Raw genomic sequence first — 16,555 nt, forward strand, 5'->3', positions numbered from 1 at the left:
TGTGGGAGGTGAGTTTCTCTTTAGCATTTCATATCGTCTAATTGACTAATTTTCTTTTAAATAAGGCTTTATTTTATTCAAGAATTCACCAAATTCCAGTTCAAAATCCGATCCAGTCGACACAAATTTTTCGGAATCGTGATCAACTGCCTTCTATCAAAAAGTAATAGAGATCCTAAACTAAGAATATCTGCCCTCTTTCGACAGTGTTCTTTAATACGATCAGACTATCGGACAGATTGTGATCAAAAGTATCTCCGTTCGTATCGAGCAAGCAATTGTCTCAAGATTCTACAAACCTCGAAGACATCAGTATCAGTATGGCAAATCCTTGCAAGGTATCATTGTCGCAGTGGTAACCAATACTCTTATCTTCTCTCGATACTAATGAATTAACCTTTCCGTTGCCTATCGGACATTAGGTGTCTTTTAAACTCCTCACCTCTGGAGAAGGTAGATCAAACTGATCTGTGCGGAAAAAGACGACAAATTTTTCCCCTTAGGAAAGCTGTCCTTCGTCGTCGCGCTATTCTGCCACTGGTAATTATGCCCGTGGATGAACTGCGTCTTACTACTCAGAATAAACCGGTCCCATTGCTGATCCCACAGAAATCCCAAGCTGAAGTCAATCCATGGTTTCTTTTCAGGATTGTTTTCAAATACGCTATAGAAAAAATCCTGATGGTTTGCGACCCTTTGGAATAGGACTCCAAACTTGTTCAGGTGGTGGACTTTAGAGATTTCCAAAATCTGCGCGTTGGCCCCGGTGCCAATTCCGGACCCCATGGCTTCGCCATAATTGGTAAATCCTCTCACTTGGTAGTGGGTATGCCAACTGGTATTGGTGACTCCCAACACCTCATACCTAATATACCGATTGATTGACTCAGACTGATGGATCACCTCCCCTCTGATCTGCAAGTATTCATTTGGTTTGCTTAAAGAGATTAATTTCGTAAACCCGAATAAATAGGCTCGCGCGTGTTCGGGGTTTAAGATAAATTCCCGCCAGTTGAAATTGTGGTCGCGTTTGCCAAACTCAGAATAGATCTCAAACTTCCCTTTTGTACTTCTAAACTTGAAAAAGACCGAGACCTGTTGATCCTGGGCCAGCCCGTCATAGTCGACAGAATGTCCATTTTTAAAAAGCTTTTCCTTTTGGAAGGCTTCGAAGATCGGGAATCTACCCTGAAGCGTTTTTTCAACATTTTCACTGTACTGCTGAAAGGTTCTATTGAATCCGACGAAGAAGTTCCTAAGAAATGCCGGCTGGTAAGTCAAAGAAATACCACTCACATATCTCCAGTCTCCCGAAAATGCGCGAAAATATTGGTTATTCAAGGCTTCATTTTGAGAGGGTGCCAGGCCGGAATCCTCAGCCCTGCCGGCGATGATCACTGCCTCCAGATGGCCGATGCCAATATTTACAGGGGCTGAAGTCCTCAGAAACGCATGGGGAATGCCTCTGGCATTGTTAGAAAAGATCAGGCCGGTAAATTGCCCCGGTCCCCACCAGATATTTTGGGTTCCCACACCTACTTCCACTTTCCCAAAGTTCAATGAGATAAAAGACTGCCCCGGCGTGATGAAATTGGCATAGCTGTCCCCGAAGTGTTCGGGATTGTCTCCAAAGTTCCAGTACCGGAAGCGGCCAAAATTTATTTTGTCCGAAAAATTACCGCCATAGCCCTGAAACGACTTATTCTGGCTCAGCACAAACTCTGGGCTGATTTGGATCTGTAGGATTGACAACCTTGCATAGATTCCCGCGGAAAGAAGATTTTGCCAGCCGGCACCGTTCAATAGTGCTGAATTCCCCCAACCAAACGGACGGTTAGAATTGTAAACCGTGGTATTCAAAACAGGAAGAAACATAAAATCCGCGATCTTCCGCTTTTTTGCAGGGCTGGTCTTTTGGTGAGTTGAATCACTGACCGCTTCTATCCGTTCAGCAAAAAGATCTCCTTCGTGCATTCTGATGGGCCGCAGAGCAAAGGAGTAGTTTTTAAAGCCCTGGCCAAGCAAATTCTGTCTTCGAGCCACTTCCTCAAGCACGGGATATCCGGCGGGAATAGTCTGCCCATGCCCGGGTCGCACTAAAACCCAAAACAGTGAAATCAACAAAAAATACTTTCTACTCTGCATCAAAGAGATTCGAGCATAGCCACATATTTCTTGGTAATGGCCCGCCAAGAGTAGTTTTTCTTCGCAAGTTTGGCTAAGTCCAATTTCATTTGGTCTCGATCCAGATCGCGTATTTGGAACAGAAGCTTTTTCAATTCGTCAAAATCACTGAAGTATATCGCCTTACCAAAAGTCGTCTCTCTGTTATAGTTGACCCCATATGCTATCACAGGCAGTCCCAAATACATCGCCTCGACTAAGGATGGATTGGTACCTCCGGCGCTGTGGCCGTGCAGGTAGAAGTAGCAATTGGAACGAAGGACATTCAACTCTTCCGTTTCGTAAATGGGATTGTATAAAATAATGTTCTTTATTTTTGAATATTCGTGGTAGAGTTTCAATCCATAGTCGCTGGCATTCCAGTTGCCCACCACCACATAAGGCATTCCTATCTGGCACTCCTTAAATGCCCGCAATTGCATTTCCACGTTGTTCTCAGGCTCTATCCTACAGACAGAAAAGACATACGGCGAAGCTAGAAATGAAAACTTCTTTCGAAAAGGTTCCGGTTCCACCCAACTTACATGGTTGGCGCCATATGCAATCAAAAATGACTCTTTTTCGTATTCACTGCGGATATAATCTTGTATGTGCTTATTGTCGGCGATCACACCATGGGAAAAACGAACCGCCAGAGCTTCAGAGAGCCTCAAGAATTTCTTAGCAAAAAAACCCCATTTGTCGCGTTTCCATTCCAGTCCATCTATATGGGTTATGATTTTGGCTTTGGTAAAAGGCCTTAGCAGCGGGATCATTACCGCCCCGGAAACCCCCAAGAGCAGTATATAATGTTGATTCCTGCAGGACTTAAGTAAAGAAAGCGAATCGTAAATTACACTTTGGACTCCGTTTGCCTTCTTGTTAAGATAGACCAGATGCGCGCCTTTATAAGAACGCAGTTTTTCAGGATAAGATTTGCTCTCACAAAAAACGGTAACTTCAAAGAATTTAGGCAAAAAGTCCAATAAGTTATCTACAAGGGTTTCAAAGCCACCGTAGTTGGCCGGAACTCCTACGATACCCAGGATCGCAAGTCTTTTCTTAGTCATTCAAGTAATTTTTCATAGACTGAACAGCTGTATATCTATCTTCTTCGATATTGATCAAAAAGTATCTCGTTAAAGAAGTAGACATTATTCGACTTTGCTTGGCGTTGCTTTTGGCGTCAAGTTTGGCCACTTCTTCAAATGCATCTTGCAGCACTAAATAACGGGTTGAAACCTGGCCGTCGGGATAAACAAAATGAGCGTCCCCAGACGGCACATCAGCATAGATCGCATTCGTACTGATCTGAGAAGACCATTTATTAAATGCCCACCTTAGAATACCATTGTATCCCTTTGCTCTAGAAAGCAGCGTTAAAAAATAGATGTCCCGATAATCAGACGTGAGCAACAAATTTGGTTGGTTTGACTTTTCAAAACAAGAAGTATACAGCGATGTTTTTTTCGCTGACAGTATTCTTTTTTTCATTTCACCGGCATCCACTACCACATTCATAGGCATGGAATAATCCTCAATCCAATCGGATAAAAAAGGATAAAAATCACCTGCAAATCCCATTTTAAGGCTAGGGAATTCATTTTTCACCCATTTCGCCAGATCAAGAGTCATATTTGGATCTCTTTCGTCGACAAACAAAATTGCTTTATCATGCCATCCTTTCCTCTTTAAATGTTCCGAAAAATCGAGGAGAAACGGCTTCCAAAATGATTGATATTCCGGAGTACCTGGCTGGGTCTGAACTGACTGAACTGTCGAAGTTGCGTCATCGAAATAAAACAAAAAACCATTCCATGGAAATAGGTTGTGAACTGCAATCTGCCCTGTAATCCCCTTGGATTGGGCCAATTCAACGTACTTATCAAAAACCGAATAATCATATCTAAAAGTACCATTACCCAACTTTTTCACCTGGATCATCATTTCGTCGAATGGTCGGATTCGCGTATTGTATAAATCCCAAAATACAGAGGTGGTGATGCTTCGCTGGTTGATCTGTTGTAGCAATTCAAACATCTCCCCAACATGTTCCCAGTGCTTTTCGGACCATGGCTTGATTTGATAGTAATCAGCCATCGAAATTGGAAATTGCCAAAAATCAGAATAAAAGTCCAGCTGATTCAAATCTTCTAATACTCTGTTCTTTACGGAGAGAGATCCTTTTACGCGAACCTCACTTGTATTTTGCGAAAAGCTAATGACAAAGGGAAATTTTCCTGCTATTGAATTTGATTTAGGCTTGATTCGGACAAGCAGCCATTGACCTTCGCCGTCAGCATCAAAAGTCAGATCCGGTTTTTGCTCTGCCCGATCAGGCACCATCACATCCTCAAAGGTGCCTTTTTCCTTATCCGTACCACAATTTCCAGCCGAAAAGTCAGCTAAGACCTCATGCAATAGATAAAGTTGAAAATCCGCATCCAAACCCGAAAAACTCACTTCAACTCGTCCAGAGTTCTTGGATTCATATCGAACAGGGATCAATGTTCCGTCGTTCTTCCACGAAACAAACTCGCCATGGGATGGCTGTGGGTCATACAGTTTCTCTAAGTTGAATATCTCTGCCTTTTGAGCTAAAGCGTCAAATGGAAAAAGCATTATAAGTACTAAAACTCCAATGCGTAGTTTCATCACAAACAATTGACTGAATAAATCAATAAGAACCAACACTTACGTTGAAATAATCTTTCAGATTTTCTAGATATATTTTGTCAGAATACATCTCCTCGTAGACAGCTTTACCGGCTTCTCCTAATTTCTTGCGAAGGGCCTGATCTGTTGCAAGCACATCTAATGAACGTGCAAATTCTGCGGGATTATGTGGCGATATCAAAATTCCATTTACATGATTTTGAATAACTTCTGACGCCCCTCCGTTATTTGTAGCTAAAACAACTTTTCCGCAAGAAAGACCCTCCAGTACGGTGGTTGGAAAAGGGTCTTTCATAAGTGACGGCACAACAAGAACGTCAGTTTCGTTCAGATAATCTCTCACATCGATGACGAATGGAAAATATTCGACTTTAACTTTCAGATTAAGAATGTCCTCTTTGAGTAGGTCAACATAGCTATCTCTCATTGGCGCAGGCCCCCCGATTATTCTCGCCCTGATAATATCGTACGATTTCACTTCCTTAAGAGCATCCAAAAAATACCAAATTCCTTTTTCTGGCATAATTCGAGCAATCAGCGTAACCAATATTTCACCACTTCGATCTGCTTCTTTCCTTGGAACCTCCAAACTTGGGATTCCATTATGAATCACCGTGACTTTGGCCGGTAAAGGTGCATCTTGCCATTTTTCCAAACCCATTTTTACAGCTCTAGAAACGCACAACACATTGTTCGCCCACCTTACAGCGAAAATTGAAATAAATTTAGCAACCAACTTGGGCTGCTCCAAGATTTCATGAACATGCAGGATTGACTTAATACCCATAAATCTTATAATAGGTAATACGAAAAAATTAGATAATGTATTAATATAGATCAACTCAATATTAGAATGCTTTTGCTCTTTTCTTACATACAAATAAAAATTCACGATTAGACCAACTAAATGAAGCATTCCTCTTATAGAAAACATGCTCCTTTGAATGATCGGGAGAAAATCGCATTTCCTGATCGCTACATGAGGATTATTTCTTCTGAGTAATTGGAGGAATGGTCCTTCAAGCGTTGGCAGCCAAACTTCAGTGACCGCCGAGTCAGGCAGCGCCTTTAGAGCGAGGGACAATATTCGATTCGAACCATATAGATCCGTGGTTGCGTTAATTACTACTACTCGCATTCTCAGAGGTGGATATCAACATGAGGGTTCCGCAAACAAGGAAAAAAATCGGGGAGACTATCTCTTGTGTAAAAAACTGAGTGAAGAAAAAATAGAAACTGAATATAATTGCGATATTAAATCTCTGTTTCAGCAAAAACGAAACGACTAGAACTACTCCGGAAGTCATATAGAGGAAGAGCCCGATAAATCCGTAGGTGTGAAGCAGCATCGCATAGATATTCTCAATGTCATGTCTATGGCTCCATTTGACCATTCTTAGCACCTCGCTGGAATAAATATTGGTTGCCTTTCCAAATAGGTATCCGACAAATGTGTTGTTTTCCCAATAAGAGATGAAAAAACCTTGGAGCAACTCCGAGCGTGAACTAAGGGTAGAAGAATTAAAAATAAACAAATTAATAATGTCAAAAAAAGCGATATAAATTGTCAAGGCAAAAGCCAAAAAAGCCAAAAAAGCCCATCTGTAATATAAGCTCATGAAGAGCAGAAAAAAGAGGTAGGTTGATCGGTTAAATGTCAATAAAATAGCAAATGCAACGATGAAAAACATCAAATTAGATTTCAAACCCTTTAAATGGACTTTGAGGACCATCCATAAGATACATATGGATCCAAACGTCTGTACTGTCGGGCTAAGTCCCATCAGGGGTCGAAGAAACGGCAGCCCCTTATCTCCCAGTGAAGTAACAAAGATATTAGGGCCAAGAATGTATGAAGCCACACCTGCAAAAAGTGCAATTAAGATGTAGATACTTAAGACCGAGTATAGAATTTCAACAAATCTGGGGTGGTCAAAAAAATTCAGAAAAATTATTCCAAATAGTGGAAAAAAAATCATGGGATTGAATACCTCATTAACTATACTAATAAGCAACAAGTACGAAGTCAAAAAAAGAACAATGTAAAGTTTCGTACTATATAAAATGGGTTCTTTCAATTTAGCAACAAACATCAATACAATAAAAGCTAAGAGAGCAACCTTATCGACTTTAAGTGCGGAGGAAAGCAACATGAAAAATAATCCGAATAGAATAACATTGTAGATTTTACGATTCAGATCTTCAATCCTAAAAGAATTATAAAGTTCTCTATTTGAGTACATCAATCAAATTTTTCATCTGTTCGAAGCGACTGAATTTGCCAATTTTTTCCTGCGATTTCACTTTCATTTCTTCGACTAGTTCAGGGAGCATATATAAAGCTTGTAGTCGATTGATCTGGAGTACTCCTTCACTGACATCGTTGGCGACAAACCCAATACCCGCCTCCATGACCATGGATTCCATGACATCTCCGTCACTTGGGCATAGGAGAATGGGTTTTCCCAAGGCCAAGTATTCATATAATTTGGAGGAAGGAATTCCCTTCATCTTCCCATAGGCCATGCCGAGCAATACGTGGGCTTTGCGAAGTCTTTGGATCGCCTCCTGTCGTGGGAATCGGGCCGTCACTTCCACCCAAGGAGTCAAATGCTTCGGTACCAGGGACTCAATTCTCACCTTCTCTTTCGGATCAAATCCGGCTCCCAAAAAGACGAGCCGAAAGGGACTTCCCGCTTCATTACAACGATTCAATACTTCGATGATAAAACTCAATTCCTGAGACGGATAAAGCACGCCACTGTAAATGACAGTGAATTGACGATACAACGCCACTTCCGTCAAGTCAAGAAGTGATTCTTCAAATCCATTTTGAATTGTGATTCCCGGTTTCCTGAGGAAATCGCAAATCCTTTTAGTATATGGATCAGATACTGAAATGATCGAATCCGCCGTTCCGACCCATTTTTCTTCATACTTGGACTCAATTTTTGCCACCCATTTTCGAATGCTGCCTCCCCCCTTTTCCATCTGTAGTTCATTGGTGCTCCAATCGTCCCGATAGTCCGCAATCCAAGAAATCCCAAATATTCTACGAAGACTATAACCTAACCTAAACAGGTAAAAAGGCGCTCCTGAAATCAACATTTTTTCAGGATTTTCTTTTTGAATAAGTTTATGGAGATGCGGTAAAAAATTGGAATAGGAAGTGAAAGCAAGAGTGAATTGCGCCATCATTACATCCAGTAACTTGGTCAACAAAAAAAAGGGCCGAAGTTTACCTTCCCCAAATTTTCTGAAAGACCTGTCCAGGATTCCGGGCTTGAATGGTAGGTAATGAACCTCGAAATTGGGGAATTTTTGGACTTCTATCTCCTTCTCAAATGGCACTTTAGTGTCTAAATGAGTCTTGAGATCCTTGTTCCAAGCTCGGGTGACAACGATGGGATAGTATCCAAACCGGTGAAAATTCTCAGCCCAAAAAGTAATCCGCTGTGCCGGTGTAAGGGTACAGGGGGAAAAATAAAAAGATACTAGAATGATCTTTTTCAATGCCGATTAATTGGCTGAATCAGCAGCGCTGATTTGTAATAGATTTAAGTCATGAAGAAGATTTTTCATCACATTTTCATTTTGATGATTGGAATATTTCCAGGCTACTTCGTGCGATTTAGCTTTCATCCTTTGAATCTCTTCTTTGGAAAGCTTATTTAAAACCTGGGCCATTTCCTTCTCTTCGAATGATTTGGTTACGATCCCATTTTGTTCGACTTCCACAATTTTTTTCATTTCAGGAGATGGGCCAATGGCAATTGCCAGTCTTGCTTGGATAAACTCAAAAAATTTATTGGGGAGGGCATTTGCATAATTGAAATTGACTGGCTCCAAAATGAAAAGGCCTATATCGAATCTATTGATAAATGCCGAAATCTCCTGGGTGGGTACTGGATCCAAAAACTCAATTTTTTTGCCTTGGGCCATTTCCTTCAGTTGTCTTAAATAAGCAGAATTTGAAGGTACCAGCATCAATTTCAATTCAAAACGGATATCCAGATGATCAACCAGATTAATCATTTTTTCAATTTTTCTACTTCTATTGGCGATACCGTGATGAATGATTTGAATTTTCTCCTTTTCAGGGCTAGGCATTAAATCGTCTTTAAAATCTGGGGTATTCAAAATTAGATGAGCCTCGACACCGTATTCCTTGGCATAATCCTGGGCAATGCCGTCACATACTGTTATAAATCTATCTGCTTTTGGTATGTAATTTTCACAGACAAAATTTACAAATCGTTTGTGAAACCACTTCCACACAAACATATCACTAAACTCCTTGGCATATTGCTCATGGGCATCAAAGATCACCTTAGCCGGCGGGTGTGATTTTTTCAATTCCAGAGCAAGAGGCCAAGTTTCGGCATCATTTGCTAAAATCAAGTCTATAGTTGGGCTTTGACTACTTAAATCTTTCAAGCTGCTGTAACGCAAAAACTCCAAGACCCTGATTCTAGTCAATCTAGTCACCAAAATAATCAGCTTTAGTAGCCTGAAAAATGGAGGTCTGGATTTAACAAGAGGAAAAAAAAGTTTGTCTCCATTATATTCCAATCCACTCAAAATGATTTCAAATCCCTGCTTCTCGAAAAAGGCGATCTGTCTCAGCACCCGGGGATCAGAGTCCATGCGGGAAAAAGATAAAATGAGAACCCGATTATTCAATTTTCAAAAAGATTTGCGACCATCAAATGATTCCAGCTCCCATCACCTTTGGTGTGCGCTACTTGGGATTGGATGGGTAGATTTTCCGCCCCCTTTTTTAGTATTCCATTCTTGCTCAAGATTTCCCTTGAGGCTCTTATCTTCTCTTGAGTATTAGGATTGTCCATCCAAGATTTTTGTGGGGGTTCAAACCCTATTTTGTCTTTACGCCAAGTAATTTCTGCCGGAAGCGAATCTTCAAATGCTATTCGCATCAGGTATTTGGTCCAGCCATCTTTGATTTTCAGTTCCGAAGGTAAACTAAAGACAAATTCTACCAATTCATGAGAAAGAAAAGGAAGCCTTACCTCCCTGCTATGCGCCATCGAATTTCTGTCAGCATATCTCAGAAGAGTAGGCAATCCAACTTCAAAGGTGGAGAAATACAAATGACTGTTCAAATGCCCAAAATCAAAATTAAAGTCATTATGTGACAGAGGTTTATATTCCGTGAAAAAATCTTCTGCCATCAAAGCAGTATTTTTCATCTGCATGTTCAATACTCTCCGTGCCACTTTATTGACCAGACCGGGGAAATTTGCAGCAATTGATTGTTTCAATCCCGGCTTAGGAATTTTCGCATTGATCGTATTTCCTTCATGAAGCTGAGCGTATGCAGAAAACTCTTTTTCAAACTGTGCTCCTGAACGCTTTCTTATTTCATTGAAAAAGGTGGTAAAATACGGATGGTATCCAGCTAAAATCTCATCTGCTCCTTGACCATCCAACAGGACGGTGACTCCCCTCTTTTTGGCTAGCTCATAGACCTGATATTGGACCAAGATACTCGCCGAGCCAAATGGTTCCTCCTGATGGTAACAGATCTTGTCAAAAACAGCTTCCAAATCATCCATCTCACTGTACACCTCGTGAGAGGTTATCCTCGTTTTTTCCCGGACCTTTTGGATAAAATATCCCTCGTCCTTATGGAAATTTTTAAATCTGGCAGAGAAGGTGTTTTGAATAGATTCAGGGTGATCTCTTAAAAGATGATCTATCGCACAGACTACCAAAGAACTATCAATGCCCCCTGACAAACTGGAGCCCACCAATACATCAGAACGAAGCCTTCTGCTAACCGATTCCATAAATAGGGCCCTGAATTGTTCTTTTGCTTCCTCCAGCCCAATAGACCTATTTTGTTTTTGGGGATTGATATTCCAATACTTCTTGGTGACAAACTTACCGTCTGTCCAGATGAGAAAATTGCCTGGGGCAAGCCTTCGAACTCCCCTAAAAAATGTCTGACCCAACTCTGAGTGATTATCCAATAAGTCAAAATGGAGGTAATTGAAGATCATCTCAGAATCTGGAGTTTTATCCACACCCACCGACCAAAACTCCTTCATCTCTGAGGCAAAATAGAAAGCGCCTTGAAACTGAGTGTAAAAAAATGGCTTTTCACCAAACCGATCCCGTGCACAAAAAACTTCATTGGTTTGCTTATCATGAATGGCGAAGGCGAACATGCCATCCAAATCTTGAAGGCAGTTTTCCTTTTTAAAATCATAAAGAGCCAAGAGTACCTCCGTATCTGAGTTGCTTCGGAACATATATCCCCTCTCCAGCAATTTATCTCTAATTTCCAGGTAATTATATATCTCACCATTAAAAGTAACCGTGTATCGACCCAGATAATGCATGGGTTGAGCTCCCGTCTCTGACAAATCCAATATGGAAAGTCGTCGATGTCCAAATCCAACTTTACCATCCTCACTGATCCAATGACCGGAACCGTCAGGACCGCGATGGATGATGGAATCGGTCATTTTGACCAACTTTTCTTTAGCGACTTGATTTCGATCTTCGGAGATGATTCCTGCTATTCCGCACATAGAATTCTAATTCATTAATTTTTGTATCTCCGCCAGCATTGAATCTTGATATCTTTCAGCATTCAAAACTTTTGCGGCGTGATCAGACGAACATTTAAATTGGTTGATTTGCTGATGAGACAAGGTGGTCAATTTCTCGACCATAGAATCCACTGTGAAGTCGTCAGAAACAATTCCCAGACGATACTTTTCAACCAGCCTACCCATTTCCGGAGAGGGGCCAACTGCTATTGCCAACCTCGCTTGCACAAACTCAAAAAATTTATTGGGCAAAGCATAAAGGTAATTGAAATTAACCGGAGGGAGTAAAAATAAACCCACATCGTACTGATGAATAAATGGGATAATACGGTCGAAAGACACCGCTGAAATTAGCCTGACATTCTTCGTAGCCGCAGCAAGCTTCTGGAGTTTTTGATGGTATGCTTTGTCTTGATATACCAACATCATGTCTAACTCAAATTTAGTCCCTAACCGGTCCGCAAGTTCGATCATCAATTCCAGTTTTCTTTCCCGAATCGCCACACCGTGGTGAATCATCCTGATTTTCCCCGAGGTTTTCAAGTTTGGCTCCAATCCCTGTCTCCAGGGTCCAGCATTGGGGATGACCAATGAATCTTTTCCGTAGACGTTGAGACATTCGTGTGCTATGCCCTCGCAGACATTCACCAGCAGGTCTACCTTGTGGAGATAGTTTCTATAGATAGAGTCATAGATTTGGCCCCAAGTATTCTTCCATCGCAGATCTCCTTCAAATTCTTTTGGGTGAAACTCATGGGCGTTAAAGACCAATTTAAATTTTTTCTTTTTCCCAAAAAAATAAGGCAAAAATGCCCCCGGATGGACAATGACCAAATCGGGTCTGACCCGATCGAGTAGACTGTCAATCTTTCGTTGGGTGGTCGGATATATACCCATAAAAACTTTTCCCAATGTGAAGATGCGATAGATTTTGCCCAGCGTGTATTCCAGCTGGGAGAGTTTTATTTTGGAAGTATCCAAGTAGGCAACTGAAGCGTCGAGAGGCTTCGTGTCACCCGTAACAACAATGTGGAAGTGGTCTCTTAGACATTCTATCTCACGTATCACGCGCGGCGCATTGTGTACCGGATTCACAGTAAAGATCAACAATGTCGGTTTCTCAGCTATCACGGCGGGATTTTACCAAAATTAAAAATTTTTCCACTTCAGACTTATTCATCCAGACCATGAGACCCAAGGCAAGAATGACAATCGCTGATTTTAAGCCAAGGTTCAGCCAAAAATTTGCCTGCTCAAAATAATAGGTCGAGATGACTGCACCCACCATCAATGCGACCAAAAAAAAGGAATTCGAGAATGGAAAAGGGATGGCAAAATACTGGTGGGACTTCCAAAACATGTAGGTGGGAATCAACAATTGGGAAATGCAAACCGCCAAAGCTGCCCCTTCAATCCCGAGGATTGGAATCAGAGCGAAATTTAATGCTATCAGTACGAGGCCTGAAACCAAGTTTATCATTCCTAAGGGAAAAGTTTTTTTCGCAATTGTTGCTCCCAAGCCCGAGATGGAACTGAGCCCCATCAGGAAAGAATTGAACGTCAAGATACTGGCGACTACCGCAGCTTGATAGTAAGCCTCGGTCGTCAATACAACCAAGGCTTCGTGAGAAAACACGGCTATCAACATACAAAATACGCCCACGAGCAAGACATATACTTTCAGAGACAAGGCGAAAACCTGTTTCGAATTGGGTTGACTCAAGATAGAGAATGCGAATGGTGACCATGCCTGTTGAAAAGCCGTGGTGGCCAATCCTGACACCGCTGCGATGCTAATTCCGATCTGGTACAGTCCGACTTGGTCTTGAGTTAGGAATTTGTTGATAAAAAATACACCTGATAAATTGATCACCCAATAGCCTACCGTAGCCGGCATTAAAGGAAAGGCAAATTTTACCATTTCTCGAAACAGAAATCTCGAAAACCATTTGGGAGGAGCGATCCACTTCCTTAAATAATGCAAAGAAAGGGGAACGATAATCAACGAACCCATTAGCTGGGCAAAATAGATCCCTTGGAGTCCCAGTCTAAGAATGACAACAAAAAGAACATTAAGTAAAATCAGCAACAAGCTATGGGAAAGGGATAAAAAAACAGACTTCTTTGCCTGCAGTTCAAACCGGAGCACGTTTATAGCGACAGTTGACCACACTACCATCGGTAAATTGAGCGCTATCAACCTAATGTAAAACACGGCATCAGGAGATTCCTGTAGAAATTTCCCTTGCCAGAAACCAGCCGAGAAAAAGAGGAACACCCCCACCAAAAGCGAAAAAAACAAATAGAACCATATCCAAGTATTGATTACCTGTTTCCTGATGTCTTGGGATCCTGAGTCGTAGTACCACCTGGCGGTGGCGGAATCCATAGAAAAGACAAGAACAATGGAAACCAACAAATACCCGTTGGTAAGGATACTGATCACCCCATAATCTTCGGGGGTATAAATCCTCGTATAAATCGGAGTGAGAAATACGGAAATAAACCTCGACAACACTCCCGACAGTCCGTATATCATACTCTCAGAAAGGAGTCGTTTGATATTTCCGGCTAGGGACATTGTATTGACAGGAGGTTGTCCATTTTTTGGGAAAGGTACGATGGACTTTCAGCCGCAACAAAACTTGGATCAAGAAGGGATCGATAGTATCTGATGATATTCTCCTCAGCAAAGTCCCTCTTCAACAACGTTTTGTTATGTGCTATTTCAGAGGGAGAAAGTCGGTTTAGGAGATTTTGATTGGTCAATTCGTCCATTGAAAAGACGACAATTCCCATTTTTTTGAGTTGTGTATATATCGAATTATCTCTGTTCAAAAATACCTTTACTCCCATATATAACAGTCCCAGGATATTCCCAAATGCCTGCTGAACCAGAGTGTTAAATACCGCAAATCCCATTTCTGATAACTTGGTGTAATAATCCTGCCTTGGCATAAACTTGATAATGATCTCGAGTTGCGCCCCAAACATGGACGAACCCTTGGCATACACCATCTTGCTGTAGGTAGAATTTCCGTAAGAAAGTGGACAAACCAAGGGCCGATCCACTGCCAATTCCCTCATCCTCTCAAACATTTCAAGATGATTATTCTCAGGTACGCCGGCATGGCCAAGGAGAATCTTCTCTCCAGGCTGCTTGCCCTCTCCCGGAATCCCCCTTAGCAACTCTTCAAAAGACAGCAGTGCGAAAGGCAGCATCTTATAGCTTCTACCGAAAATCCTGGAAGCGTGAGCAACATCCATCTCAAAGATAGACGCGATGGTACCTATTCGCTGGAAAGACTTTCTATAACTGAAGTAACCCGGCTTTCGACGATAAAGCTTAATCTTCTCCTTCAACCACCGTAGTCCAGTAGGAGGCAATATCACTCCCCCTGCGGCGTAAAATCGAGTTTGCGGCAGATAGATCTGCCGGTCAAAAAATGGTGTATTGTACAAATCTCCACTCCAAAGCACCCAAGTAACACGATCCGGCGTAATCTCGGCCCGTTCCAGTATGAATCCCAAAAGATCAAAGTGATAGTGAATAACTATTTGGGCATAGCTGTTCAGCTGGTCGGCCAAAGCACATAACTCAGCATAGTCTCCACCTTTCACCTCCAAACATGGGTGGGGGTATTTGGGCTCGCTTGCACATACATTGATATACCGGTTTTCTCCGGGAAGGACATGTTCGCACCTTTCGATGATCCATTCGCAATACGGTGAATCCGGAAGAAAAATTAAATTCTTAAGCATTAACTAATTCAAGTGCTCTTAAAACGTGACCAATCACCTCCGTTTGTTGATCCTCTGTCAACTCATAATAAAGTGGCAAGCGAACTAAATTATCAGTGTATAAATCTGCAGCGGCCAGTTCACGTCCGTCGTGTTTATGACAGAAAAAATCACTTTTATGAAGGCTCAAATAATGGAAAACAGCCAGTATGCCAGCTTTTTTTAGTGACTGAAGCAAATAATCCCGCTGATTGTCATCGCTGGCAATCAGATAAAACATATGCCCATTGTTCATCGCAAAATCTGGAATTGAGGGTAACCGTATTCCGAACTTCTCCACTTTGCCGGAGAGGTGGCGATAGTACCTTTCCCAGATCTGGATTCTTTTGGATTGGATGTCATCCAATTGCTCCAACTGTGCCCACAAAAATGCCGCAGTCACTTCAGAAGGCAAAAAGGAAGAACCAAGGTCAACCCAGCCATATTTATTTACCTCCCCTCTGAAAAATGATGCCCGATTTGTTCCTTTCTCCCAAATAATTTCCGCTCTATAGGCATATCTCTCATCATTAATTGCCAAAAGGCCACCTTCTCCTGATGAGATATTTTTCGTCTCGTGAAAAGAAAATGTGGCCAGATGTCCAATTGAGCCAAGTGGTGTTCTTGTTCCTTTTTTCGAAGAATAAAAGGAATTGATGGAATGGGCAGCATCTTCCACGACGGTTATACCATACCTGTCTGCAAGTTCCATGATCCGATCCATGTCGCATGCAACTCCAGCATAATGAACAACGACAATCGCCTTGGTTTTCTGGGTAATTAACGATTCGACAGTGTCTTCGTCCATTCCCGGATGATCGATTCTACTGTCCGTAAATACGATTTTTGCCCCCCGCAGCATGAATGCATTGGCAGTAGAAACAAAAGTATAGCTGGGCATAATCACCTCATCACCTGGCTGTATTTCGAGCAGCAACGCGCACATTTCAAGGGCATCGGTACAGGAGGTCGTGAGGAGCGCTTTTTTTATTCCGTACTTTTGTTCAAAAAATGTCTGGGCCAGTCGCGTATATTTTCCATTACCCGATATTTTCCCGGTGTTTACCGCGTCAGTGATGTAACCAATTTCCTTACCGGTGATATAGGGTTTGTTAAATGGAATCATGCAGCTGTATAATTGAATTGTATGAGCAACAGTGCTTCATTTTGAATTAAAAGGATGGTTGTTAAGAGGAGATTTCACACGGGAATGATAGTCACCCATCAGCTTAAGAGACTTAATGTGTCGGATATCGTGCACTAATTGAATCCTAATAATGGCTTCTGCAAGACCAAATCCCTTGCCTTCCAGAATGTGTTGATAGCAGTGCGTATGAAGTTCGGTGAATTCAATTTCT

11 protein-coding genes are annotated in these 16,555 nt (G+C 41.7%); all 11 read right to left on the reverse strand.

Going from position 1 to position 16,555, the window contains the following annotated elements:
• Positions 1-438 precede the first annotated feature (438 nt).
• Positions 439-2,145 carry a capsule assembly Wzi family protein gene (locus tag G459_RS0118420; protein ID WP_035456374.1) on the reverse strand — a complete coding sequence of 569 codons (1,707 nt, stop codon included), beginning with the start codon at positions 2,143-2,145 and terminating at the stop codon, positions 439-441.
• Positions 2,145-3,233 (reverse strand): DUF1972 domain-containing protein, encoded by a 1,089-nt coding sequence (locus G459_RS0118425; protein ID WP_026968964.1) that lies wholly within the window; start codon positions 3,231-3,233, stop codon positions 2,145-2,147. Before G459_RS0118425 ends, G459_RS0118420 begins: the two co-directional genes overlap by 1 nt.
• Positions 3,226-4,818, reverse strand: coding sequence for a glycoside hydrolase domain-containing protein (locus G459_RS0118430; RefSeq protein WP_084454570.1), 1,593 nt, complete (start codon positions 4,816-4,818; stop codon positions 3,226-3,228). The genes G459_RS0118425 and G459_RS0118430 overlap by 8 nt, the downstream gene beginning before the upstream one ends.
• Before the next feature lie 22 nt (positions 4,819-4,840).
• Positions 4,841-5,773: a glycosyltransferase family 4 protein gene (locus tag G459_RS0118435; RefSeq protein WP_211234406.1), complete on the reverse strand. Its 933-nt coding sequence runs from the start codon at positions 5,771-5,773 to the stop codon at positions 4,841-4,843.
• 1,295 nt (positions 5,774-7,068) lie between these two features.
• Positions 7,069-8,352 carry a glycosyltransferase family protein gene (locus tag G459_RS0118445; RefSeq protein WP_026968968.1) on the reverse strand — a complete coding sequence of 428 codons (1,284 nt, stop codon included), beginning with the start codon at positions 8,350-8,352 and terminating at the stop codon, positions 7,069-7,071.
• Between the two features lie 6 nt (positions 8,353-8,358).
• Positions 8,359-9,486, reverse strand: coding sequence for a glycosyltransferase family 4 protein (locus tag G459_RS27890; protein WP_051315302.1), 1,128 nt, complete (start codon positions 9,484-9,486; stop codon positions 8,359-8,361).
• Positions 9,487-9,518: 32 nt separating this feature from the next.
• Positions 9,519-11,396, reverse strand: a complete 1,878-nt coding sequence (gene asnB / locus G459_RS0118455) for an asparagine synthase (glutamine-hydrolyzing) (protein WP_026968969.1) — start codon at positions 11,394-11,396, stop codon at positions 9,519-9,521.
• A gap of 6 nt (positions 11,397-11,402) precedes the next feature.
• Positions 11,403-12,548, reverse strand: a complete 1,146-nt coding sequence (locus G459_RS29105) for a glycosyltransferase (RefSeq protein ID WP_084454571.1) — start codon at positions 12,546-12,548, stop codon at positions 11,403-11,405.
• Positions 12,538-13,998 (reverse strand): oligosaccharide flippase family protein, encoded by a 1,461-nt coding sequence (locus G459_RS0118465; protein ID WP_026968970.1) that lies wholly within the window; start codon positions 13,996-13,998, stop codon positions 12,538-12,540. Before G459_RS0118465 ends, G459_RS29105 begins: the two co-directional genes overlap by 11 nt.
• On the reverse strand, positions 13,989-15,179 hold the full coding sequence (locus G459_RS0118470) for a TDP-N-acetylfucosamine:lipid II N-acetylfucosaminyltransferase family protein (RefSeq protein WP_026968971.1): 1,191 nt from the start codon (positions 15,177-15,179) through the stop codon (positions 13,989-13,991). Before G459_RS0118470 ends, G459_RS0118465 begins: the two co-directional genes overlap by 10 nt.
• On the reverse strand, positions 15,172-16,323 hold the full coding sequence (gene rffA, locus G459_RS0118475) for a dTDP-4-amino-4,6-dideoxygalactose transaminase (RefSeq protein ID WP_026968972.1): 1,152 nt from the start codon (positions 16,321-16,323) through the stop codon (positions 15,172-15,174). The genes G459_RS0118470 and rffA overlap by 8 nt, the downstream gene beginning before the upstream one ends.
• Between the last annotated feature and the right edge of the window lie 232 nt (positions 16,324-16,555).

This window comes from Algoriphagus terrigena DSM 22685 (assembly GCF_000429445.1).
Classification (GTDB): Bacteria; Bacteroidota; Bacteroidia; order Cytophagales; family Cyclobacteriaceae; genus Algoriphagus; species Algoriphagus terrigena.

Coding starts and splice junctions, on each gene's coding strand:
- G459_RS0118425 (WP_026968964.1), bottom strand. CDS start 3,233: ATGACTAAGAAAAGACTTGCGATCCTGGGTATCGTAGGAGTTCCGGCC.
- G459_RS0118420 (WP_035456374.1), bottom strand. CDS start 2,145: ATGCAGAGTAGAAAGTATTTTTTGTTGATTTCACTGTTTTGGGTTTTA.
- asnB (WP_026968969.1), bottom strand. CDS start 11,396: ATGTGCGGAATAGCAGGAATCATCTCCGAAGATCGAAATCAAGTCGCT.
- G459_RS27890 (WP_051315302.1), bottom strand. CDS start 9,486: ATGGACTCTGATCCCCGGGTGCTGAGACAGATCGCCTTTTTCGAGAAG.
- G459_RS0118435 (WP_211234406.1), bottom strand. CDS start 5,773: ATGTTTTCTATAAGAGGAATGCTTCATTTAGTTGGTCTAATCGTGAAT.
- G459_RS0118470 (WP_026968971.1), bottom strand. CDS start 15,179: ATGCTTAAGAATTTAATTTTTCTTCCGGATTCACCGTATTGCGAATGG.
- G459_RS0118430 (WP_084454570.1), bottom strand. CDS start 4,818: ATGAAACTACGCATTGGAGTTTTAGTACTTATAATGCTTTTTCCATTT.
- G459_RS0118465 (WP_026968970.1), bottom strand. CDS start 13,998: ATGTCCCTAGCCGGAAATATCAAACGACTCCTTTCTGAGAGTATGATA.
- rffA (WP_026968972.1), bottom strand. CDS start 16,323: ATGATTCCATTTAACAAACCCTATATCACCGGTAAGGAAATTGGTTAC.